At 71.1% G+C, this 22592-nt stretch carries 18 protein-coding genes and 1 pseudogene; 9 read left to right on the top strand and 10 right to left on the bottom strand.

The genetic code is table 11. From position 1 onward, the window contains the following. Positions 1-105 precede the first annotated feature (105 nt). The 3 genes from gltB to pyk all read left to right on the top strand — a co-directional run bounded on the left by gltB (position 106) and on the right by pyk (position 7665). On the top strand, positions 106-4671 hold the full coding sequence (gene gltB, locus ASG23_RS18645) for a glutamate synthase large subunit (RefSeq protein ID WP_056028073.1): 4566 nt from the start codon (positions 106-108) through the stop codon (positions 4669-4671). After that, positions 4664-6130 (top strand): glutamate synthase subunit beta, encoded by a 1467-nt coding sequence (locus tag ASG23_RS18640; RefSeq protein WP_056028070.1) that lies wholly within the window; start codon positions 4664-4666, stop codon positions 6128-6130. Before gltB ends, ASG23_RS18640 begins: the two co-directional genes overlap by 8 nt. Positions 6131-6228: 98 nt before the next feature. Then, complete coding sequence (gene pyk, locus ASG23_RS18635) at positions 6229-7665, top strand: pyruvate kinase (protein ID WP_056028067.1); 1437 nt, start codon at positions 6229-6231, stop codon at positions 7663-7665. A gap of 80 nt (positions 7666-7745) precedes the next feature. On the opposite strand, the gene ASG23_RS18630 is transcribed toward pyk, so the two are convergent. Next, the gene (locus tag ASG23_RS18630; RefSeq protein WP_157465744.1) at positions 7746-8456 is read right to left on the bottom strand and encodes a hypothetical protein; all 711 of its coding nucleotides are present in this window, start codon (positions 8454-8456) and stop codon (positions 7746-7748) included. A 139-nt stretch (positions 8457-8595) separates the two neighbouring features. On the opposite strand from ASG23_RS18630, the gene ASG23_RS18625 reads away from it, so the two are divergent. Next, positions 8596-10290, top strand: coding sequence for an MFS transporter (locus ASG23_RS18625; RefSeq protein WP_082516325.1), 1695 nt, complete (start codon positions 8596-8598; stop codon positions 10288-10290). Positions 10291-10439: 149 nt separating this feature from the next. Then, positions 10440-11024: a DinB family protein gene (locus tag ASG23_RS18620; protein WP_056028061.1), complete on the top strand. Its 585-nt coding sequence runs from the start codon at positions 10440-10442 to the stop codon at positions 11022-11024. Positions 11025-11046: 22 nt separating this feature from the next. On the opposite strand, the gene ASG23_RS18615 is transcribed toward ASG23_RS18620, so the two are convergent. The 3 genes and pseudogenes from ASG23_RS18615 to ASG23_RS18605 form a co-directional block, all read right to left on the bottom strand. Further along, complete coding sequence (locus tag ASG23_RS18615; protein WP_235521237.1) at positions 11047-11526, bottom strand: hypothetical protein; 480 nt, start codon at positions 11524-11526, stop codon at positions 11047-11049. After that, positions 11477-13048, bottom strand: a pseudogene (locus ASG23_RS18610) (NAD(P)/FAD-dependent oxidoreductase). The gene ASG23_RS18615 and the pseudogene ASG23_RS18610 overlap by 50 nt, the downstream one beginning before the upstream one ends. 165 nt (positions 13049-13213) lie before the next feature. Further along, complete coding sequence (locus ASG23_RS18605; protein WP_056028056.1) at positions 13214-13396, bottom strand: hypothetical protein; 183 nt, start codon at positions 13394-13396, stop codon at positions 13214-13216. A 287-nt stretch (positions 13397-13683) separates the two neighbouring features. On the opposite strand from ASG23_RS18605, the gene ASG23_RS18600 reads away from it, so the two are divergent. The 3 genes from ASG23_RS18600 (at position 13684) to ASG23_RS18590 (ending at position 15156) form a co-directional block, all read left to right on the top strand. Continuing rightward, positions 13684-13947, top strand: a complete 264-nt coding sequence (locus tag ASG23_RS18600; protein ID WP_056028054.1) for a hypothetical protein — start codon at positions 13684-13686, stop codon at positions 13945-13947. A 139-nt stretch (positions 13948-14086) separates the two neighbouring features. Then, the gene (locus tag ASG23_RS18595) at positions 14087-14941 is read left to right on the top strand and encodes an SDR family oxidoreductase (protein WP_056028052.1); all 855 of its coding nucleotides are present in this window, start codon (positions 14087-14089) and stop codon (positions 14939-14941) included. Between the two features lie 32 nt (positions 14942-14973). Continuing rightward, complete coding sequence (locus ASG23_RS18590) at positions 14974-15156, top strand: hypothetical protein (RefSeq protein WP_056028049.1); 183 nt, start codon at positions 14974-14976, stop codon at positions 15154-15156. Positions 15157-15171: 15 nt separating this feature from the next. Here the strand turns inward: ASG23_RS18590 and ASG23_RS18585 are convergent, their stop codons facing one another. Then, complete coding sequence (locus ASG23_RS18585) at positions 15172-15843, bottom strand: AIM24 family protein (protein ID WP_056028046.1); 672 nt, start codon at positions 15841-15843, stop codon at positions 15172-15174. A 33-nt stretch (positions 15844-15876) separates the two neighbouring features. Here ASG23_RS18585 and ASG23_RS18580 point away from each other — a divergent pair, with 33 nt between their 5' ends. Further along, the gene (locus ASG23_RS18580; RefSeq protein WP_056028043.1) at positions 15877-17007 is read left to right on the top strand and encodes an alpha/beta hydrolase family protein; all 1131 of its coding nucleotides are present in this window, start codon (positions 15877-15879) and stop codon (positions 17005-17007) included. Here ASG23_RS18580 and ASG23_RS18575 read toward each other — a convergent pair. The 5 genes from ASG23_RS18575 to ASG23_RS18555 form a co-directional block, all read right to left on the bottom strand. After that, positions 17004-17912, bottom strand: a complete 909-nt coding sequence (locus ASG23_RS18575) for an ABC transporter permease (protein ID WP_056028041.1) — start codon at positions 17910-17912, stop codon at positions 17004-17006. The genes ASG23_RS18580 and ASG23_RS18575 overlap by 4 nt on opposite strands. Beyond that, positions 17902-18627, bottom strand: a complete 726-nt coding sequence (locus ASG23_RS18570) for an ABC transporter ATP-binding protein (RefSeq protein WP_235521287.1) — start codon at positions 18625-18627, stop codon at positions 17902-17904. Before ASG23_RS18570 ends, ASG23_RS18575 begins: the two co-directional genes overlap by 11 nt. A 62-nt stretch (positions 18628-18689) precedes the next feature. Continuing rightward, positions 18690-19802: an ABC transporter substrate-binding protein gene (locus ASG23_RS18565; protein ID WP_056028037.1), complete on the bottom strand. Its 1113-nt coding sequence runs from the start codon at positions 19800-19802 to the stop codon at positions 18690-18692. 442 nt (positions 19803-20244) lie between these two features. After that, positions 20245-21216, bottom strand: a complete 972-nt coding sequence (locus ASG23_RS18560; protein ID WP_056028036.1) for a manganese catalase family protein — start codon at positions 21214-21216, stop codon at positions 20245-20247. Between the two features lie 18 nt (positions 21217-21234). Continuing rightward, positions 21235-22317, bottom strand: coding sequence for a YihY/virulence factor BrkB family protein (locus ASG23_RS18555; RefSeq protein WP_056028034.1), 1083 nt, complete (start codon positions 22315-22317; stop codon positions 21235-21237). Positions 22318-22592: the final 275 nt, after the last annotated feature.

Below are 22592 nucleotides of genomic sequence, written 5' to 3'. Positions count from 1 at the left end.
CCACCGGGCTGTATCGTCACCACACACCTGGGCCGACGACGTCCCGCGTTCCCCCCATGTTCGTGCAATTCCCCGACCCTGTCGGGGACCGTGAGGACGGTGCTGATGTCGACGTCGCCCGCGAGCCCTGGCGCAGTACGCGCGCCGCTGCCGCAGGGTCTCTACGACCCCGCTGCCGAGCATGACGCGTGCGGATTCGCCTTCGTCGCCACGTTGCGCGGCACACCCGGTCGGGACATCGTCGACGCGGGCCTGACCGCGCTGCTCAACCTCGACCACCGCGGTGCCGTGGGCGCCGAGGAGGACAGCGGGGACGGTGCCGGCATCCTCACGCAGATCCCGGACGCCTTCCTGCGCGACGTGGTGGACGCCGAGCTCCCGCCGGCCGGCTACTACGCGATCGGCATGGCGTTCCTGCCTGTCGACGAGCTCGAGCAGCGGCTGGCTGTCGCGGCGCTGGAGGCCATCGCCGCCGAGGAGAAGCTCGACGTGCTCGCGTGGCGCGAGGTCGTGGTGACGGCGGACCTCGTCGGCCCGACCGCGCGGGCGTCCATGCCCGTCTTCCGCCAGCTCGTGGTGGCGGACCCGTCCCGTGAGCTCTCGGGCATCGACCTGGACCGCCGGGCATACCGGCTGCGCAAGCGTGCGGAGCGGGAGCACGGCCTCTACTTCGCGTCGTTGTCGGCCCGCACGATCGCCTACAAGGGCATGCTCACCACCGGGCAGCTGGAGCCGTTCTTCGCGGACCTGTCCGACCCCCGGTACGCCTCCGAGATCGCGCTGGTGCACTCGCGCTTCTCGACGAACACGTTCCCCTCGTGGCCGCTCGCCCAGCCGTTCCGGATGATCGCGCACAACGGCGAGATCAACACGGTGCGCGGGAACCGCAACTGGATGGCGGCCCGTGAGGGCACGCTGGCCAGTGACGAGCTCGGCGACCTGGCACCCCTGCTGCCGGTCTGTACGCCGGGCGGCTCGGACTCCGGCAGCTTCGACGAGGTGCTCGAGCTGTTGCACCTGTCGGGCCGCACGCTGCCCCACGCGGTGATGATGATGATCCCGGAGGCGTGGGAGAACCACGCCCAGATGGAGCCGTCGCGCCGCGCGTTCTACGAGTACCACTCGACGCTCATGGAGCCGTGGGATGGGCCGGCGGCGATTACGTTCACGGACGGCACGCTCATCGGCTCGGTGCAGGACCGCAACGGTCTGCGTCCCGGTCGGTACTGGGTGACGGAGGACGGGCTCGTCGTCTGCGCGTCCGAGGCGGGCGTGCTCGACATCGACCCGGCGACCATCGTCGCGAAGGGCCGTCTCGAGCCCGGCCGCATGTTCCTGGTCGACACCGGCAAGGGTCGGATCATCGACGACCAGGAGATCAAGTCCTCCCTGGCGGCGAAGCGTCCGTACGCCGAGTGGGTCCGCGACAACTCGGTCTACCTGCAGCAGCTGCCCGAGCGTGAGCACGTGGCCCACTCGGCCGCCTCGGTGCGTCGTCGGCAGCGCGCCTTCGGGTACACCGAGGAGGAGCTGAAGATCCTGCTCAGCCCGATGGCCGCCGCGGGTGCGGAGCCGCTGGGTGCGATGGGCTCGGACACGCCGGTCGCGGTGCTCTCGACCCGCCCGCGGATGCTCTTCGACTACTTCACGCAGATGTTCGCGCAGGTGACCAACCCGCCGCTGGACGCCATCCGCGAGGAGCTGGTGACCGCGATCGGCGGCGCCATCGGTCCGGAGCCCAACCTGCTCGAGGACGGCCCGGGTCACGCCCGCAAGCTGATCCTCCCGTTCCCGGTGATCGACAACGACCAGCTGGCCAAGATCGTGCACGTCGCCAAGGAGCCTGCGCTGGGCTTCCGCGCGGTCACGATCCGCGGCCTGTACAAGGTGGGCGGCGGGGGAGCGTCGCTTGAGGAGCGGCTCGAGGAGATCTTCGCCGAGGTCGATGCCGCGGTCGCCGACGGCGTGAGCTTCCTCGTGCTCTCGGACCGCAACTCCGACGCTGACCTGGCACCGATCCCGTCCCTGCTGCTGCTGTCCGCGGTGCACCACCACACGCTGCGTCGCCACACCCGGACGATGATCTCGCTCGTCGTCGAGGCCGGTGACGTGCGCGAGGTGCACCACGTCGCCCTGCTCATCGGGTACGGCGCGGCTGCGGTCAACCCGTACCTGGCGATGGAGACGGTCGAGGACATGGCACGCCACGGCTACCTGCCCGGCGTCGGCCCGGAGAAGGCGGTCGCCAACCTCATCAAGGCGCTCGGCAAGGGCGTGCTCAAGGTGATGTCCAAGATGGGCATCTCCACGATCGCGTCCTACCGCGGTGCGCAGGTGTTCGAGGCCATCGGGCTGTCGCAGCCGCTGGTCGACAAGTACTTCACCGGGACCACGAGCCGCCTCGGCGGCATCGGCCTGGACGTCATCGCGGCCGAGGTCGCGGCGCGTCACGCGGACGCCTACCCCGCCAGCGGGAACCGGCAGGCGCACCTGCGGCTCGCTGTCGGTGGCGAGTACCAGTGGCGTCGCGACGGCGAGGACCACCTGTTCGACCCCGAGACCGTGTTCCGGCTCCAGCACTCCACGCGGACCCGGCAGTTCGACGTCTTCCAGCAGTACACGAACCGGGTCGACGAGCAGTCGTCGCGCCTGATGACGCTGCGCGGCCTGCTGGCCTTCAAGGAGGGCGAGCGCACACCGGTCCCGCTGGACGAGGTCGAGCCCGTCAGTGAGATCGTCAAGCGGTTCAACACGGGCGCCATGTCGTACGGCTCGATCTCCATCGAGGCGCACGAGACGCTCGCGGTCGCCATGAACAGCATCGGCGGCAAGTCGAACACCGGTGAGGGCGGCGAGGACCCGGAGCGCCTGCACGACCCGGTGCGCCGCTCGGCGATCAAGCAGATCGCGTCGGGGCGGTTCGGCGTGACCAGCGAGTACCTGACCAACGCCGACGACATCCAGATCAAGCTCGCCCAGGGCGCCAAGCCCGGCGAGGGCGGTCAGCTGCCCGGCAACAAGGTGTACCCGTGGATCGGTCGCACCCGGCACTCCACGCCCGGCGTCGGTCTCATCTCGCCGCCGCCGCACCACGACATCTACTCGATCGAGGACCTGGCGCAGCTGATCCACGACGCGAAGAACGCGAACCCGCGCGCCCGGATCCACACCAAGCTCGTCAGCGAGTTCGGGGTCGGGACCATCGCGGCGGGTGTCGCCAAGGCGCACTCGGACGTCGTGCTCATCTCGGGTCACGACGGCGGCACCGGGGCGAGCCCGCTGACGTCGCTCAAGCACGCGGGCACGCCGTGGGAGATCGGCCTCGCCGAGACGCAGCAGACCCTGGTGCTCAACAACCTGCGCGACCGGGTGGTCGTCCAGGTGGACGGGCAGCTCAAGACCGGCCGCGACGTGGTGATCGGTGCGCTGCTGGGTGCCGAGGAGTTCGGCTTCGCGACCGCGCCCCTCGTCGTGTCGGGCTGCGTGATGATGCGCGTCTGCCATCTCGACACCTGCCCGGTGGGCGTCGCCACGCAGAACCCGGAGCTGCGTGCACGGTTCACCGGCAAGCCCGAGTTCGTCGTGACGTTCATGGAGTTCATCGCGGAGGAGGTCCGCGTGCTGCTCGCGCAGCTGGGCTTCCGGACGCTGCTCGAGGCCGTCGGCCACGTCGAGCTCCTGGACACGCGTGCAGCGATCGACCACTGGAAGGCGTCCGGTCTCGACCTCGCGCCGGTGCTCGCCGTCCCGGCGCCCGTCGCCGGCACGGAGCTGCACCACACCAAGGACCAGGATCACGGTCTCGACCGAGCGCTCGACAACCAGCTCATCGCGCTCGCCGGCGACGCCCTGGAGCGCAGCGAGCCGGTCCGGATCGACCTGCCGGTGCGCAACGTCAACCGGACCGTCGGCACGATGCTCGGCCACGAGGTGACCAAGCGGTTCGGCGGCGCCGGGCTGTCGGACGACACCATCGACGTCACGCTCACGGGCTCGGCTGGGCAGTCGTTCGGCGCGTTCCTGCCGCGCGGCATCACGCTGCGGCTGTTCGGTGACGCCAACGACTACGTCGGCAAGGGACTGTCCGGCGGGCGCATCGTCGTGCGGCCCGACCGCAACGCGGCCCTGTCGAGCGAGCACAACGTGGTGGCCGGCAACGTCATCGGCTACGGCGCGACCACCGGGCAGATCTTCCTGCGCGGCCTGGTCGGCGAGCGCTTCGGCGTCCGGAACTCCGGCGCCACGCTCGTCGTCGAGGGCGTGGGTGACCACGGGTGCGAGTACATGACCGGCGGCACCGTCCTGGTGCTCGGCCGCACCGGCCGAAACTTCGGCGCGGGCATGTCGGGCGGTACGGCCTACGTGCTGGACCTCGTACCCGCCCTGGTGAACGTCGACGCCGTACGGAACCACGAGCTCGCGCTCGACCCGCTCGACGACGAGGACGCCACGCTGGTGCAGACGCTCCTGCGTGCCCACCTCGACGAGACCGGCTCGCCGGTCGCCGCCCAGCTGCTCGAGGACTTCCCCTCGACCCGGGCGCGGTTCACGCGCCTGCTGCCCACCGAGTACGCCCGCGTCCGTCGCGCGCTCGCGCAGGCCGAGGCCGACGGCCTCGACCCCGCCGCGCCCGGCGTGTGGGACCAGATCCTGGAGGTGGCCCGTGGCTGACCCCCGCGGCTTCCTGAAGGTGCGGGACCGTGAGCTCCCGCCCAACCGCCCTGTCGAGGTCCGGCTGCGCGACTGGAAGGACGTCCACGAGCACCTGCAGGACGGCCAGCCGTACCTGAAGGAGCAGGCCGGACGGTGCATGGACTGCGGCATCCCGTTCTGCCACAACGGCTGCCCGCTCGGGAACCTCATCCCCGAGTGGAACGACCTGGTGTGGCGTGGGCAGTGGTCGGACGCCATCGACCGGCTGCACGCGACGAACAACTTCCCGGAGTTCACCGGCCGCATCTGCCCGGCGCCATGCGAGTCGAGCTGCGTGCTGGGCATCAACCAGCCGCCGGTGACGATCAAGAACGTCGAGGTCTCGATCATCGACGAGGCGTTCGAGCGCGGCTACGTGACCCCGCAGGTCCCGCAGCGCCTCACCGGTCACACGGTCGCCGTCGTCGGGTCCGGTCCGGCGGGCCTGGCTGCGGCGCAGCAGCTGACCCGCGCCGGCCACACGGTCGCCGTGTACGAGCGCGACGACGCCATCGGCGGTCTCCTGCGCTACGGCGTGCCGGACTTCAAGCTCGAGAAGATCCACATCGACCGCCGTCTGACGCAGATGGAGGCCGAGGGCACCCGGTTCCGGCCCGGCGTCGAGGTCGGCCGGGACGTCACGTGGCCGCAGCTGCAGGCGCGCTACGACGCGATCGTGATCGCCACGGGCGCGACGGTGCCCCGCGAGCTGCGGGTGCCGGGCAAGGAGCTGAGCGGCGTGCACGTCGCCATGGAGTTCCTGCACCAGGCCAACGCCGTCGCCGCGGGAAAGCCCGTCGAGGACCAGATCACGGCCGCCGGCAAGCACGTCATCATCATCGGCGGCGGAGACACGGGCTCGGACTGCCTCGGTACCGCGCTGCGGCAGGGCGCGGCGTCGGTGACGACGCTCGCCATCGGGAAGCGCCCGCCGGAGGAGCGTCCCGCGCACCAGCCGTGGCCGACCGACCCGATCCTGTTCGAGGTGTCCTCCTCGCACGCCGAGGGTGGCGACCGCGACTACCTCGCCTCGACCGTCGAGTTCGTCGGCGACGAGTCCGGCGCCGTGCGCTCGCTGACGCTGGCGACGACCGAGTACCTGTCCGACGGTCGCCGCGTGCCCACACCGGGCACGGAGCGCGAGATCCCGGCGGACCTGGTGCTGGTGGCGATGGGATTCACCGGCCCCGAGGTGGACCCGCTCACGGAGCAGATCGGCATCGAGCTCACCCCTCGGGGGCTCGTCGCCCGCACCGACGACTACGCGACGACCGTTCCCGGCGTGTTCGTCGCGGGGGACGCCGGCCGTGGGCAGTCGCTCATCGTGTGGGCGATCGCCGAGGGCCGCGCAGCGGCGGCCGCGGTCGATACATATCTCTCGGGCAGCACGGAGCTGCCCGCCCCGGTCACCGCCACCACCGTGGCGCTGCGCCCCTGAACCCACCCCCGACCGAGTCGCGAACCGGGCCGGCCACAGGGTCGGAACTGGGACTTTCGGTCCGACCCTTGAATGCACGAAAGGCATAGGCTCGCTTCATGCGTAGAGCAAAGATCGTTTGTACCATCGGCCCCGCCACGGAGTCTGCGGAGCAGATCCAGGCCCTCGTCGACGCCGGGATGGACGTGGCACGGCTCAACCGCAGCCACGGTGACACCGAGGTCCACAAGCGGGTGTACGACAACGTGCGTGCGGCCGCGCAGGCGTCCGGACGGTCCGTCGCGGTCCTCGTCGACCTGCAGGGTCCGAAGATCCGCCTCGGCCGGTTCACCGAGGGCAAGCACGACCTGGCCGTCGGTGACACGTTCACCATCACGACCGAGGACGTCGAGGGCACCAAGGAGCTCGTCTCCACGACCCACAAGGGCCTCACCGACGACGCGCGCGTCGGTGACCCGATCCTCATCGACGACGGCAAGGTGCTGGTCCGCGTGACCGCGGTCGAGGGCACCCGCGTCGTCACCCGCGTCGAGGTCCCCGGCACCGTCTCCAACAACAAGGGCCTCAACCTTCCGGGCGTGGCCGTCTCCGTGCCCGCGATGAGCGACAAGGACGCGGAGGACCTGCGCTGGGCCCTCAACGTCGGCGCAGACATCATCGCGCTGTCGTTCGTGCGCTCCGCCGCCGACTACGACGACGTGCGCCGGATCATGGAGGAGGAGAACCGGGTCGTCCCGGTGATCGCCAAGATCGAGAAGCCGCAGGCCGTCGAGAACCTCGCCGAGATCATCGCGGCGTTCGACGGCATCATGGTGGCCCGCGGGGACCTGGGCGTCGAGCTCCCGCTCGAGCAGGTGCCGCTCGTGCAGAAGCGCGCCGTCGAGCTGGCCCGCCGCAACGCCAAGCCGGTCATCGTGGCCACGCAGGTCCTGGAGTCGATGACCAACAACCCGCGGCCCACCCGCGCCGAGACCTCCGACTGCGCCAACGCGGTGCTCGACGGTGCCGACGCGGTGATGCTCTCGGGCGAGACCAGTGTGGGCGACTACCCGATCGAGACCGTGCGCACGATGGCGCGGATCATCGAGGCGACCGAGGAGCTGGGCCGCGAGCGCATCGCGCCCCTCGGCTCGACGCCCCACACCCGTGGTGGTGCGATCACCCGGGCGGCTGCGGAGGTCGGCGAGACGCTCAACGTCAAGTACCTGGTGACGTTCACGCAGTCGGGCGACTCGGCGCGGCGGATGTCGCGTCTGCGCTCGGCGATCCCGCTGCTGGCGTTCACGCCGGTCGACGACGTGCGCAACGTCCTGTCGCTCAGCTGGGGCGTGCAGACGTATCGCGTGCCCTCGGTGGAGAACACCGACGCGATGGTGAGCCAGGTCGACTCCACGCTGCGTGCCAACGGTCTGGCGGAGGTCGGCGACTACGTCGTCGTCGTCGCCGGTGCGCCGGTGGGCGTGGTCGGCTCGACCAACTCGATCGTCGTCCACAAGATCGGTGACGAGGAGAACGCGAGCGGGCGCGTCGCCTGACGCTCTCTCACTCGTCGTACGACCCGTTCGGCCCCGCGTCTGTGACGCGGGGCCGAACGTCGTTCTAGAGCCTCCCGGTCTCAGACCTGGATCGGGAACGTGATCAGGACGCCCACGGTGGCGAGCAGGACGACGCCCGCGATCGCGATCATCGCGGTGCGCTTGCGGGGCGATCCGAGCTTGGAGCCGATGCCGGAGAAGAAGAGCACCGACGCGCACAGGACGGTCGCCAGCACGTAGTGGTCCTTGCGCTCGATGGCGAGCCGGGCCACGGCGGCGGAACGCTCGGAGGCCTTGTCGAGCCTGACCGACTCGGTGGTCGATGCCAGCACGTACTCGTCCATCGCGAACGGGCTGGGTGGCGCGGCCGGGTCCGTCAACGGGTCCTCCGCCAGCCACGCGTGCACCGCGGGCGTGAACTCGGGTCGGAACCGTTCGAACAGGAAGCCGGAGTACTGCTCCGGGTCGGGCACGTAGGGCTCGGGGAGGAGCGCGTCGCCTTCCTCGTGCAGGGCCGCGAGCCAGTCCGTGAAGAGCATCACGTCGATGGTCGTCTCCTGGCCTGCGAGCGTGGCCGCCTGGTTGGACTCGGCCCGCTCGCGCGCGGCCGTGCTGTAGGCGATCGCCTGGACGCCGCCCCACTGGCTGCTCTGGAACGCCGACCATGCTGTCAGCACCGTCGCGACGGCGAGCAGGACCGTCGCGACGAGGTCGAGGTGGCGGTACCAGCCTGACTCCGAGACTGGCGCCTGCGGCGCGGTGACCTGCTCGGGCTCGGCCGTGTCGCTCACGTCGGAAGCGTAGCCCTCCGACCTGCGCAGACGGCGGCCGTGACGGGCGACGCCACGGCTATCGTTGTCCGCAGCGTCCTGGACATTGCGGGCGACGATGACCAGCCCCGGCGGTCGCCGGAGAGGGGACGCGTGCCGCATGGCGCGACGCACCGGCGCAACCGCGGGACTGGTCCTGTTCACGCTCGCCACGGCGCAGTTCCTCATGACGCTCGACAGCTCGGTGATGAACGTGTCCATCGCCCAGGTGGCGGCGGACGTCGGGACGACCGTGACCGGCATCCAGACGGCCATCACGCTCTACACGCTGGTGATGGCGTCGATGATGATCACCGGCGGGAAGGTCGGGAGCCTCATCGGCCGACGGCGGGCGTTCGCCATCGGGTGCGTGATCTACGCGTGCGGCTCGTTCGTCACGTCGATCGCGCAGAACCTCACGGTGCTGATCATCGGCTGGTCGGTGCTGGAAGGGCTCGGGGCGGCGCTGATCATGCCCGCGATCGTCGCGCTGGTGGCGTCGAACTTCGCGTCGAAGGACCGCCCGAGGGCGTACGGGCTGGTGGCCTCCGCGGGTGCCATCGCGGTGGCGGCCGGTCCGCTGATCGGCGGGTTCGTCACCACCTACTGGACCTGGCGGTACGTGTTCGCCGGGGAGGTCGTGCTGGTCGCCGGCATCCTCGTGCTCACCCGCAGGCTGGCGGACGCCGAACCGGAGGCGCGGTTCCGCATCGACGTCGTGGGCTCGATCCTGTCCGCGCTGGGCCTCGGGCTGGCGGTCTTCGGGGTGCTGCGGTCGGGGGAGTGGGGGTGGGTCGTCACGCGTCCCGGCGGTCCGTCGTGGTTGGGTCTCTCGCCCACCATCTGGCTGGTCCTGGCTGGGATCGTCGTGCTGCGGCTGTTCTTCGCCTGGGAGACCCGGATGGTTGCCGCCGGTCGCGAACCGCTCGTCCGCCCGGCGATGCTCCGCAACGCCCGGCTGGCGGGCGGACTGACCATGTTCTTCTTCCAGTTCATGATCCAGGCGGGGCTCTTCTTCGTCGTGCCGCTCTTCCTGTCGGTCGCGCTGGGCCTGACCGCCCTGCAGACGGGCGTGCGGCTGCTCCCGCTGTCCCTGTCACTGCTGGTCGCCGCCGTGGGCATCCCACGGTTCTTCCGGACCGCCTCCCCGCGTGAGGTGGTCCGCTGGGGTCTGGTGAGCATGCTGCTGGGCATCGTCGCGCTGATGGGTGCGCTCGAGGTGGGGGCGGGCGCGGAGATCGTCGCGGTACCGCTGCTGCTCGCCGGGTTCGGTGTGGGTGCGCTGTCGTCGCAGCTCGGGGCGGTCACGGTCTCGGCCGTGGCGGACAAGGATGCGGGCGACGTGGGTGGCGTGCAGAACACGATGACCAACCTGGGCGCGTCCCTGGGGACCGCGGTCGCCGGGTCCATCCTCATCGCGACATTGACCTCGACCCTGCTGCTCGGTCTCGAGGCGAACCCGGACGTGAGCGCCGAGGTCTCGCAGACCGCGCAGGTGCAGCTGGCGTCGGGCGTGCCCTTCATCTCCGACGCGCAGCTGGTGACCGCGCTCGAGGACGCTGGGGTCCCCGCCGACCAGGTAGCGGCGATCGAGGACGAGAACGAGGCCGCGCGGATCGACGCCCTGCGGGCGAGCCTCGCGGTGCTCGCCCTGATCGCGGCTCTCGCGCTGTACTTCTCCCGCCTGCTGCCGACCGCGCCGGTGGGGTCGGAGCCGGTCGGCGCGGCCGGGCCGCCGGGTGAGACGTCGTCAGCGGTGGAGCCGGGAGAACCGGAACCCGTGGTGATCGAGACCTCGGCGCGAGGACCCGGCTGACGCGGCGTAGCCGACCAGCACGGACGGGCGCATCACCTTCGAGCCCGCGCTCGGCGGCGTGCCGAACGCGCGGCCACCACCGACCGCTCGTCGACGTCACCCACCTCGGCGACCAGGTCCCACACGCGTGCCCGCGGCATAGTGGCCGGATGGACGACAAGGACACCCTGCTTCGGCACCTGCGCGCCCAGCGCGCCAGCCTCGTCGGCAAGCTCGACGGTCTCGGCGAGTACGAGATCCGTCGGCCGATGACACCCACGGGCACCAACCTGCTCGGACTTGTCAAGCATGTCGCCAGCGTCCAGCTCGACTACTTCGGCGTGGTGTTCGGGAGGCCGAGCGGGCGGGATCTGCCGTGGCTCGCCGAGGACGCCGAGGTGAACGCGGACATGTGGGCGACGGCCGACGAGACGCGCGAGGAGATCGTCGAGCTCCACGAGTACTCGGCCACGCGCTCCGACGCGACGATCGAGGCCCTGCCGCTGGACGCGCCAGGACGGGTGCCGTGGTGGCCGGAGGAACGGGGGGACGTGACGCTGCACCAGATCCTGGTGCACCTGTGTGTCGAGACGGCCCGGCACGCGGGCCAAGCCGACATCGTGCGCGAGCTTGTCGACGGCGCCGTGGGGAGCCGGAAGGACGACCCGAACATCCCCGTGATCGACTGGCCGGCCTACCGCGAGCGGCTCGAGACCGCCGCGAGGCAGGCCGAGGCCGGGTCGATGCGTCCGTAAGGTGATGGGCCCTCCGCAGGACTCAGCGGACGTCGGTCGCTGCGGTGGCTGGACGTGCGTGAGCCGGGGTGAGCAGGATGGCGATGCTGAGCACGAGCACCCACGCGGGGAACAGCAGCTGGGCCCACTTGTGCTCGCCGGCGACCAGCAGGAGCACCAGCGCGACCCCGTAGCCGCTGAACGGCACCCAGCGCGGGACCGCAGCCGTGCGCAGCGCGACCGTGCTCACCGACAACGTGAACACGGCTGCCATCCGCATCGCGTACACCGAGATCAGCGACTCCGTCGTGCCGCGGCCGAACGTCCACACACCGGCGTCGAGGTCGTTCCCGGACGCCATCGCGACCAGGCTCGTCGCGGTCACCGCGCCCTGGAAGAGCATCGCGAGGAAGAGCAGGCCGCTGCCCAGGAAGACGGTCGAGAAGAGGCGGTCCTCGACCTCGCCCAGCTGGTCACGCACCACGCCGATGAACCAGAGGAACGCGATCCCTGCGAACGGCACGAGGTTGAGGGAGAGGCGGACGAGGGCGCGGCGGCCGGGGTCCAGCTCGATCTGGCCGACGGTCTCGCCCGCGACGGCGCGCCGCAACATCACGAGCGCGGCGATGAGCAGAACCGCGAAGAGGATCCCCGCGACCGCGGCGGACCGCCGACTGCGCCATCGTCGGGCGACGAGTCCGGGCGCAGGTGTGGTCACCGACCCATCCTGGCAGGACCCGTCTACCGCGGCGCCCCGCCACGCACGAACGCGTCCCGCGGGTGCTGGACGCCGGCGAGCGATACGATTCCCGCCCGAAGACCGCCGCGGCCAGCCACACGGTCAGCACCCGGATCTTGCGCTCCCACGTGGGCACCGCCAGCATGTGGTAGCCGCGGTGCATGACCCACGCGGGGAAGCCCGTGACGACCAGACGCCGGTACTGGAACACGCCCTGGCCCAGGCCGAGGGTCGCGACGACGCCGAGGCTCCGGTGCACGTAGTCCCGCGGGGTCCCGCCGCGCAGCACGGCGGCGATGTTCGCCGCCAGGTGCCTGCCCTGGCGCACGGCGTGCTGCGCGTTCGGGGCGGTACGGGCCCCGGGGGTGCCGACGGCGAGGTCCGGGACGGCGGCGTCGTCCCCGGCGGCCCAGGCGTCGGGCACGGCCGCCTGTGCGGTGCCGACGCGCAGGTCCGCACGCACCCGGAGGAAGCCGCGGTCGTCGACCGGGAGGTCCGTGTGCTGGGCGACCACCGGGTTCGCGGCGTTGCCCGCGGCCCACACGATGAGCTCGGAGTCGAACTCCTGGCCCGTGGAGAGCACCACGTGCCCTCCCACCGCGGAGACCAGCTGCGTGTCCAGGTGCACGTGCGCGCCGCGCTCCTCGAGCGCGCGCACGACCCAGCGCCCGGGCTCGTCGGTGACCTCCGGGAGGATGCGGCCGGCCGCCTCGACGAGGTGGAAGCTGAGGTCGACCGGCGAGAGCTCGGGGTAGGTCCGCAGCAGCGACGTGGCCAGCGACAGGAGCTCCCCGAACCCTTCGACGCCCGAGAAGCCGCCGCCCACGAACGTCACGGTCAGGAGCCGCTGTCGCTCGGGTCCGGGCGGAAGGACGGAGGCGCGGTCGAACGCCGTGAGGAGCGTGTCGCGGATGGCGACGGCCTCCTCGACGTGCTTCATCCCGATGGCGTGCTCGGCGATCCCGGGATGGGGAACGTGCGCGTGACCGCGCCGGCGGTGATCACGATGACGTCGTAGTCGAGCTCGACGTCATCGCCATCGGCGGGGCGGACCTGCAGCGCCCCGGCGCGCGTGCTCGACCCTGGTCACCTCGCCGGCGACCACCTTCGTGCGGCGCAGGTGCTTGCGCACCGAGACCGCGGCATGCCGGGCCTCGATCGAACCGGCCATCACCTCGGGCAGGAACGGCTGGTACGTCATGTACGGACGCGGGTCGATCACGGTGATCTCCGCCTCGTCCGGGCGCAGTCTCCTCTCCAGGTTCCACGCGGCGTAGAAGCCCGCGTAGCCACCGCCGACGATCACGATCCTCTTCTGTGTCACAACTCTTCGACGGCGTAGCACGCCGAAACGTGACACCCCGAGCCGGGCGTCGGCTGTGATGTGGCGCACGTCGCCGTCCGGCAGCTGCACGGCGGGCAGGAGCAAGGCGCCGAGCCCGGTGGGCTGCGGCGCCTTGCGGTGCGGGTCCTAGCGGGGGTCGACGTTCTGCTCGTCGATCCCGTCGGCCTTGATCTTCTCGGCGTCCGTGAGCTCTGCCTCCGCCTCAGCCTCGACGTCGCGGACCACCGGGGTGTCGCGGACCACGTGGGTGTCGCGGACCACCGTGGTGTCGTCGTCGGTCTGGTGGACGATCCTGTCGTCGCTGTGCATCTCGACCTCCTCGTCGTTCAGGCTTCGTGCAAGAGGCGAGCGTAGGACCGGTACGGCGTCCGCGCGCGTCGAGCGGCGGACGTCCAGGTCAGGCGCACAGGGTCGGCGTCGCGCACGCCGGCCACCGCCGGCAGGACGTGCTCCCCGTGGTCGTCCGACCACGGGACGTGCCCGTGCGGGTGCTCCACCCGGATGAAACTCCCGGCTCAGCGCGCGGACCGGACGAATCGCCCCTAGATTCACTCGTCGCCACACCTGGCCGCACCATCACCGTGAGGAGCCTCATCATGACCCCCGCAGGCATCATCTCCGCGATCATCATCGGCGCCATCATCGGCGCCCTCGGCCGCCTGCTCGTCCGCGGCAAGCAGAACATCTCGATCATCGTCACGATCATCGTCGGCATCGTCGCGGCGCTCATCGGCACCTGGCTGGCAGGCCTGGTCGGTGTCCAGACGACCGACGGCATCGACTGGATCGAGCTGCTCTTCCAGGTCGTCCTCGCGGCGATCGGTGTGGCGATCGTCGCCGGCTCGGCTCGCCGTCGCTGACCCGACGTCGCCCGACGGGAGCGGTCCACCGGATGGTGGGCCGCTCTCGCCGCGTCGGGATGCGTGCCCGGCTCTCGGGACGGACGATGAACAAGCTGAAGAAGACCGGCGGCGCGAGGACGGACCTTCAGGAGCAGACGTGTCAGAGCAGTTCCCCGCACAGCAGCAACAGCCGCCCGGCCTCACGGCACCGATGACCCCGGCCCCCGACCACGGGGAGTCCAGCTACGAGGGACACGGGCTGCTGACGGGCCGGCGCGCGCTGGTCACCGGGGGCGACTCGGGCATCGGTCGCGCGGTCGCCATCGCGTACGCGCGAGAGGGTTCGGACGTCGCGATCGTGTACCTCCCCGAGGAGCAGGAGGACGCCGACGAGACCGCGCGGTGGGTCGAGCAGGCCGGCCGTCGGTGCGTGCGCATCCCGACCGACCTGACGGACGAGGAGGCCGCCCGCGGAGCCGTCCGGACGGCTGTGACCGAGCTGGGCGGGCTCGACATCCTGGTGAACAACGCCGGGTTCCAGATGGCGCGCAGGGAGTCGATCGCGGACATCACCTCCCGCGACCTGGACCGAACGTTCAAGACGAACCTGTACGCGCTGTTCTGGGTGACGCAGACGGCCCTGGAGCACCTGGGGGAGGGCGGCGTCATCCTGAACAACTCCTCGATCCAGGCGTACCAGCCGTCCGAGACGCTCCTCGACTACGCGTCGACCAAGGCGGCGATCAACAACTTCACCGTCAACCTCGCGGCCGAGGTCGGGTCGCGCGGGATCCGCGTGAACGCGGTCGCGCCCGGTCCGATCTGGACGCCCCTGCAGCCGGCCACCCAGTTCTCGGAGAAGGTGCAGAAGTTCGGTGCGGACGCCCCGCTGGGGCGCGCCGGTCAGCCGGCGGAGGTCGCACCGGCGTTCGTCTTCCTCGCCGCACAGTCGACCGCGTCGTACGTCTCCGGCACGGTCCTCGGCGTCACCGGCGGCAAGCCGGTCTTCTGAGTCCGCCGTTCCCACCCACAGGAGGTCTCGACATGAGCATCCCCACCCCCGACCCGGACGGGCCCGGCTTCACGGACCTGCCCGGAGAGGACGCGCGGCCGATCGACGACCAGACGCCGCCGGACGTGCCCGAGAACCCGGACATCCAGGCGCCCCGGGACACGCCCGACAGCATCGCCGCCGGTGACGAGGGGTCGATCGAGCCGCCCGACTGAGCCGCTACCGAGCGGTCACCCCTGGTTGACGACCGGGTGTCCCTCGGACGCCTGGACGACCACGAACCCCTGGCCGGTCAGCCCGAGCTGATACGCCTCGCCGGAGCCGCGGCCGACGACCGCCCCGAGCTTCGCTGTCTTGCGGATCGTCGACTGCAGCGAGGTGGACCACAGGACAGCCGCCTGCATGTCCACGTAGGTGGGCACGTCGACCTGGAGGACGACCGGCGTGCCGTACGCCGTCACGGCCAGGGCGCCCGTGCCGGTGAAGGTCGTGTTGAACAGGCCTCCGCTGAGCATGGAGGCTCCCTCGACCCGCTTGATGTCCCAGGTCAGGGTGCTCTCGAAGGCGAGGATGTTGTTGCCGCTGACGGTGACGCTCTCGTTCTCCAGGTTGACGACGAAGATCTCGTCCGCCTCCTGGGCGAGGAACACGTCGCCGCTGCCCGAGACCTTCATCAGCGACATGCCCTCGCCGGTGAACGCCTTCTTGAACATCTTGGTGACGCCGCCGCTGCCCTGGTAGGCAAAGTCGACGTCGCCCTGGTAAGCGACCATCGACCCCTGCTTGGCGTAGAAGAAGCCGCCGGTGCCGGCGAGATCGACCTTGAGCATCCTGCTGTTCTGGAGCACGAAGCTGCCAGGCTCGGTGGACCGTTCCGCGTTCTGCATGAGTGAGCTGCGCATGACGCATGCTAGCCGCCAGGGCAGACTGGCCAGGTGGTCGACAGCCCGGTCCCACCACCGCCCAGCTGCCCGATCGGGTGGCAGCCGCAGGCGCTCGCGCCCGTCTTCTGGGGCGTCCGCTCGCTCGGGCCGGCCGACGGCGCACCGGTCGACCTGCGGATCTTCTTCCCGAGCCTCGACGGTGCCGTCGAGTCCGCGCCGCTGCTCGAGGGGTGCGGCCGGTATCCCGTCGTGCTGTTCGCGCACGGGCACTGTCACCAGGACACCGACCACTACCGGCGCTGGTTCCTCGTCCCGGCGATGCTCGCGCGCAGCGGCTACGTCGTGGTCGTCCCGCGCCTAGCCGGCAACGCGGGCGGCCAGAACCCGTCCGTGCCCGAGCACCCGGACGAGGCCACCCTGGACGCGGTGCTCGACTGGGTGCGCACGGGGTGGGAGCACGCGGACGTGCTCCTCCCGCCCCCGGCGACGGGAGTGGTCGGGCACAGCTTCGGCGCGATGCTCGGTGCCCGGTTCGCGCTCGGCCGGGAGATCGGTGCCTTTGCCGGACTGAGCGGCGGCTGGCAGGACTGGTTCGGTGGGTCGCCGTTCCCGCTGCCGTTGCTGGACCTCCCGACGCTGCTGGTGTGGGGCCTGGACATAGACCTGTTCAGCCAGCTCACGGAGGCGCAGTGGCAGGCGATGAACCGGCCGCGGCATCGCGTGGTGTTCGACGAAGGCACCCACTGGGACTACCTCGGGGACGCCGACCTCCCGTGCAGAGCAGGCCCCGGCGCGTGCACGGAGATCGCCGGCGCGACGGCGGACCTGGTGACGATGTTCTTCGCCCGGTACCTGCCGCCCGAGCTGGCGACCAACCTCGCGGTGGAGGTGCCCTCGTCGCTGGTGCCACCCGACCTGGACCTCACGCCGGAGCAGGAGTTCTTCGCAGGCGGCTTCCTCGGTGGCTTCCAGCGCCTGGGCAGCAGGCCGCAGTGCGGGGTGACCGTGTCGTCCGACAGCGAGCGCCTGCTCGCCAACCGTCGCACCCGGGAGACGCACTCCCTGGACCACCCGTGCGTGTGGGTGTCGAGGATCGCGGCGCGCAACCGCCTGCCCGTCGGTGCGCGCCCGGCCGGGTACCACTGGTGCGACGTGTGCTTTCCCAGCCGCGCGGACGGTTAGCGGGCCGAGACCTGTCCGGTGAGCCCGCGGGAGTGCAGGACGTGGCGTTCCAGCGGCGCGAAGACCACGAGCTCGATGACGATGCCGACCAGGAAGATGAGCCCGATCGACGCGATCACCAGGGACATGTCGCTGGTGACCCGGCCCAGGTCGAGGATCTGGCCGAGCCCTGTGCCGAGGCCCGTCTGCACGATGAGCTCGGCGGCCATGAGCGAGCGCCACGCGAACGCCCAGCCCTGCTTGAGCCCGCCGAGGAACCCGGGCAGCGCGGCGGGCAGCAGCACGAAGCGGATCCGCGTCCACCCCGAGGCGCCGAGCACCTGGCCGACGCGCAGGTACAGCGGCGGCACCTGGTCGGTCCCCGCGAGCAGCCCGTTGACGATGGACGGCACCGCACCGAGCAGGATCACCGCGTACATCGTCGCGTCGGTGAGCTGGAACCAGATGATCGCGGCCGGCACCCACGCGACGGACGGCAGCGACTGCAGGCCGGTGATGATCGGGCCGAACGCGCGGCGCAGGAGCGGGGAGGCGGCGAGCGCGATCCCGATCGCGACCCCGACGACGACCGACATCGAGAAGCCGACCGCCGCACGCTGCACGCTGAGGGTGACCGCGCGCCACGCCGAGCCGTCCTGGATCGTGCCCAGGAGGGTCTGCCAGGTGTCGGCCGGGCTGGGCAGCGCGTACGGCGGCTTCAGCTCCAGCAGGTAGGCGACCTGCCACACCACCAGGAGCGCACCGAGCGCGGCGAGGACCGGCCAGACGGCCCGCCACGCGGCACGCCAGGCAGAGCTGCGGGGTGCGGCGACCGGCGTCTCGAGAGCGTCGAGGCCGGCTGCGAGGTCGTCGTCCGAGGTGCGCCGCACCGGGGGTGTGGTGGGCGCCGTCGTGTCAGTGGCCATGGCGGGCGATCTCCTGTCGCAGGTCCTCGGTGATCTCGGCGCTGAGCCGGGACACGTCGGGGTCTTCGATGCGGCGCGGCTGCGGGATGTCGACCGACCACTCGCGGGCGACGCGTCCAGGGCGCGAGGAGAGCAGCACGACGCGCTGCCCGAGCCGCACCGCCTCGCGCACGTTGTGCGTGACGAAGATGACGGCTCGCCCGGTCTCGGTCCAGATCCGGGTGAGCTCCTCGTGCAGGACGTCACGGGTGATGGCGTCGAGAGCGGCGAACGGCTCGTCCATGAGCAGGAGGTCGCCCTCCTGGGCCAGGGCGCGGGCGAGCGCGACGCGCTGCCGCATGCCGCCCGACAGCTCGTGCACCCGCTTGGGGCCGGCACCGTCGAGCCGGACGAGCGTGAGCAGACGCTGAGCCTCCTCGCGTCGCTCCGTCCGGGCGAGGCCCCGCAGCCGCAGCGCGAGCTCGACGTTCCCGGCGGCCGTGAGCCACGGGTACAGCGCGGGCTCCTGGAACATGAGGGCCGGCCGCCCGCCCGTCACCTCGACGGTGCCGGAGACGGGCTTGTCCAGCCCTGCGACCAGGGACAGCAGGGTCGACTTGCCGCAGCCCGACGCCCCGAGCAGGCAGACGAACTCGCCCGGCGCCACGGTGAGGTCGATGCGGTCGAGCACCGGCGGTCGCGACGCCTCGCCGAAGTGGTGCGTCACCCCCGTCAGGCGCGCCGCGACGGCGGCCGGGGCCGTGGAGCCCGGGCCGCCGACCGCCGTCACGGTGGTGGTCACTTCTCCGACGCCCCGAGGTCGGCGTCGGAGACCGGCTCCTGGTCGTTCTCGGCGAGCACCTCGTTGAGCAGGGTCAGGTCGTAGATGCCGTGCAGGTCGGTCTCCTTGGACGTGCCCGCCGCCACCGCGTGGTCGGCCGACGTCTGCAGGCTCGACGCGATCGGGTCGAGCGTGATCCGCAGGTTGCTCCACGCGCGGTCCAGCACCTCCGCGGAGAGCGGCTTGCCGCTGAGCTTCTCGATGACGGTGTTCGAGAGGGTCTTGGCCTCGTCGGGGTTCGCCGCGATCCACTCGGACGTCGCGTACTGCGCCTCGAGCAGCTTCTTGACCGTGCCGGGGTACTTGGACAGGTACTCCGTGGCGACGATCAGGTGGGTGGTGACGAAGTCGCCGTCGGGCCACAGCTCCTTCTCGTCGAGCAGGACGTGCGCACCGGCGTCGACGACGAGCCGCGACGCCCACGGCTCCGGCAGCCACGCGCCGTCCAGCTGCCCGGCCTTGAACAGGTCGAGCGTCTGCGAGTTCTCCTGCGGCGCGATGGTCACGTCGCTGGCGCCACCGGTGAGCGAGGTCTCCAGCCCCTCCTCGGCGAGCCAGGCGCGGAGCGCGACGTCCTGGGTGTTGCCCAGCTGCGGGGTCGCGAGCGTGGTGCCGACGAGGTCCTCGGGGGAGTCGATGCCCTCGCGGACGACCAGCTGTGCCCCGCCGGAGGTCGCACCGGAGACGATGCGGACCGCCTCGCCGTTCGACTGCGCGAACGCGTTGATGGCGGGGTTGGGGCCGATGAACGTCGCGTCGATCGCGCCGCCGAAGAGCGCCTCGACCGCGGCCGGGCCGGCGTTGAAGACCGAGGTGGTGAGCGTCGTGTCGCCCAGCGCCTCCTGGTAGGTGCCGTCGTCGACACCGACGAGGGCGACGGCGTGCGTCAGGTTGGCGAAGTAGCCGAGGCGCAGCTCCGGGGCTTCCGCGAGGGCGGCGGGAGCGGCGGACGAGTCGGCGCTCGCGTCCGCGGCAGGCTCCTCGGCGGCGGAGGAGGAGCAGGCGGCGAGGGAGGCGAGCAGGCCGGCAGCGGCGAGTGCGGCGATCAGACGGGTGGGACGGGCGGTCATGTCAGGTCCTTCGGGGGTCGCGGGTCGAGTGGCGGGCGGGTCGTCAGGGACGACATCGCCGCGCGGGCTCGGTGCGCGCGTGCTGAGCGAGGTGGGGCCGGCTGGACGCCATGAGGTGAGTCCTCCGCGGGGGACGGGGGTGGAGGGACGCGCGTCGCACCGAGTCGTCGTGGGGATCGACGAGGGCCGGGCGTCGGACGCGCGGCCGGGGGGGACGGGGCCGCGTTCAGACGTTCCGCGGACAGCAGGGGCGCGCGGAAGCCAGGACGGCGTGACAGCACGTCGAGGCGGCGCGGCGGGTCTGCATGAGACGAGGATGGCCGTCCGGAGGCGTCAGCGACAGAACCGTCTCTTATTGTGGACACCGCGGGTCGGAATACGAGACTTATCAGCGTGACGGCCGCGGCCGAGGCTCCAGGCCCCGGCCGCGGCCGTCGCGGTGCTACGTCGCTGGCTTCTGCGGCGGGACCGGCCCGTACAGCGGCGGCTGGAGCTCCGCCATCTCCAGATCGGCGGTGGCCTGGATCAGCGCCAGCAGGTCGGTGTCGAGTCCGGGGGAGAACTCCTCGAACCTCTCGTCGGCGATGGTCGACGGCACGCCCGCGGGTGCCTGCTCCGTCGCGTCGAGCTCCGTCCCGTCCTTCGAGGGTGACATCCCCTGGAAGATCTTTCCGGCCTCCGAGGCCGCCGTCAGGTCGAAGCTGTACTGCTTGCTCTGGAGCCCCAGGTCCAGCAGCTTCTTGACCTCCGGAAACTTCTCCGCGTTCGTCTTGGGGATCGGCAGCACCGAGGCCCAGTTCACGCCGAGCGTCTCCAGCGCCTTGGCGTACGCGTTCTCGTGGGCCTGGTCGCGCACGATCAGATAGGCGATCGTCGACCGGGCGGTCTTGTTCGCGGTCATCTCGTAGATCCGGCACTTCTGCAGCCGGCCCGTGGACTCGAGCATGAGGTTGTAGAGCAGGTCGAGCACGAGGTTGCCCGAGTTGTAGACGTACGAGCCGGACCACGGGTTGCCCGCGGCGTCGACGGGCAGCGCGCCCTGGGCGGCCACCAGGTAGTGGTGGATGTTGCCCTGGTCCAGCGCGGACTCCAGCGGGGTCGCGCCGCCGGCACCGGGCGTGTCCAACGGGTCCGACTTCGTGCCGTTGTACCGCGGGGAGCCGTCGAGCAGCCGAGCGATGGTGGTGCCGATGAGCTCGACGTGGCTGATCTCCTCGGTGCCGATGCCCTGGAGCAGGTCGCGGTACGGCTTCCCCTTCGGCCCGCGGAAGTTGATGCTCTGGAACAGGTACTGCATCATCGTGCGCATCTCGCCGAACTGACCGCCAAGCCCCTCCTGCAGGGCGTTCGCGGCGGCCGGGTCCGGCTCGTCGGCCTCGATCTCGTTGATGAGTCGCTGCACGTGCAGGTACATCGGTGTCCCCCTTGGGTGTCAGGCGTCGTCGTCCTTCGTCTCGGCCCCGCGCGTCTGGCGCAGGGCGCGGCCGAGCCGTTCGTCCTCCTCCTGCTTGGCCTGCTTCTTCTCGCTCGCTCGCGTGTCCCGCGGCGGGAGCTGGATGGTCTTCTCGGCCTTGATGCCGCCCTGCAGCTGCCGACCGCGCTCGACCTCCGCGTCGAGCTCGGCGCCGAACAGCAGCGCCAGGTTGGTGATCCACAGCCAGAGCAGGAACACGATCACGCCTGCGAGCGAGCCGTAGGTCTCGTCGTAGCTGCCGAAGTTCGCTACGTAGAACCCGAACCCGACCGACGCGAGAACCCAGACCACGAGCGCGACGACAGCCCCGAGGCTGATCCACCGGAACTTCGGCTGCTGCACGTTCGGTGTGGCGTAGTAGAGGATCGCGATCGCGACGACCACGAAGGCGACGATCACCGGCCACTTCGCGATGCTCCAGACGGTCACCGTGACGTCATTGAGCCCGACGGCGTCGCCGACCGCGCGGGCGACACCGCCGGAGAGCACGACGGCCGTGACGATCACGACGGCGATCAGCACGAGGACCACCGTGACCGCGAGCAGCACCGGCCGCAGCTTCCAGATCGGGCGACCCTCGTCGACCTCGTAGATCCGGTTCATGCCCCGGCTGAACGCCGCGACGTACCCCGAGGCCGACCACAGGGCCAGGACGAGGCCGAAGACCAGCGCGAAGCCCGCGGCCGGCGCCGCAGTCAGCTGCTCGAGGATCGGCTCCAACGTCTCGTCGACCGAGGAGACGCCCACGTCCGAGGCGATCGTCAGCACGTCGGCGACCATCTTCTCCGGGTCGCCCACGAGGCCGAGGATCGAGATGACGGCCAGCAGGGCAGGCGCGATCGCGAGGACCGCGTAGTACGTCAGCGCGGCGGCGAGGTCGGTGCACTGGTCTTTTTTGAACTCCCGCAGCGTCTTGCGCACCACGTACCGCCAGGACGGCTTCGTCATGTCGTCGGGGGAGTCCGGCTTGCGCGGGTCCTCCGGGTCGGGCGCGGCGGCCTTCTCGGTGCTGCGGGTGCTGTCCGTGTCGTGAGAGGTCATGCGGTCTCTCCCGGGTGTGGTCGGTCGGGTCGGTGTCGCGTGGCGGGTCCACCGGGCCACGGGGCGGCGCGCGGGGCCGCACGGGTGAGGGGCCGACGTGACGCGAGGCTGCTTTCGCGCGATCGTCCGCAGGAGGCCCTGGGAGCCTGGGGCGTCCTGGTGCCGCCTGTCGTGGTGCGTGAGCGCTGCTGCTCCGCACGGAACTGCGATGTCCGGCGACGAGTCCCGTCCCGGGCGACGGTGCGCGGGTCGACGATCTCGGCCCAGCACGAGGG

Source organism: Cellulomonas sp. Leaf395, assembly GCF_001424125.1.
Taxonomy (GTDB): Bacteria; Actinomycetota; Actinomycetes; order Actinomycetales; family Cellulomonadaceae; genus Cellulomonas.
The sequence above is the reverse complement of the archived record's forward strand: the minus strand, read 5'-3'. Positions and strand labels throughout refer to the sequence as shown.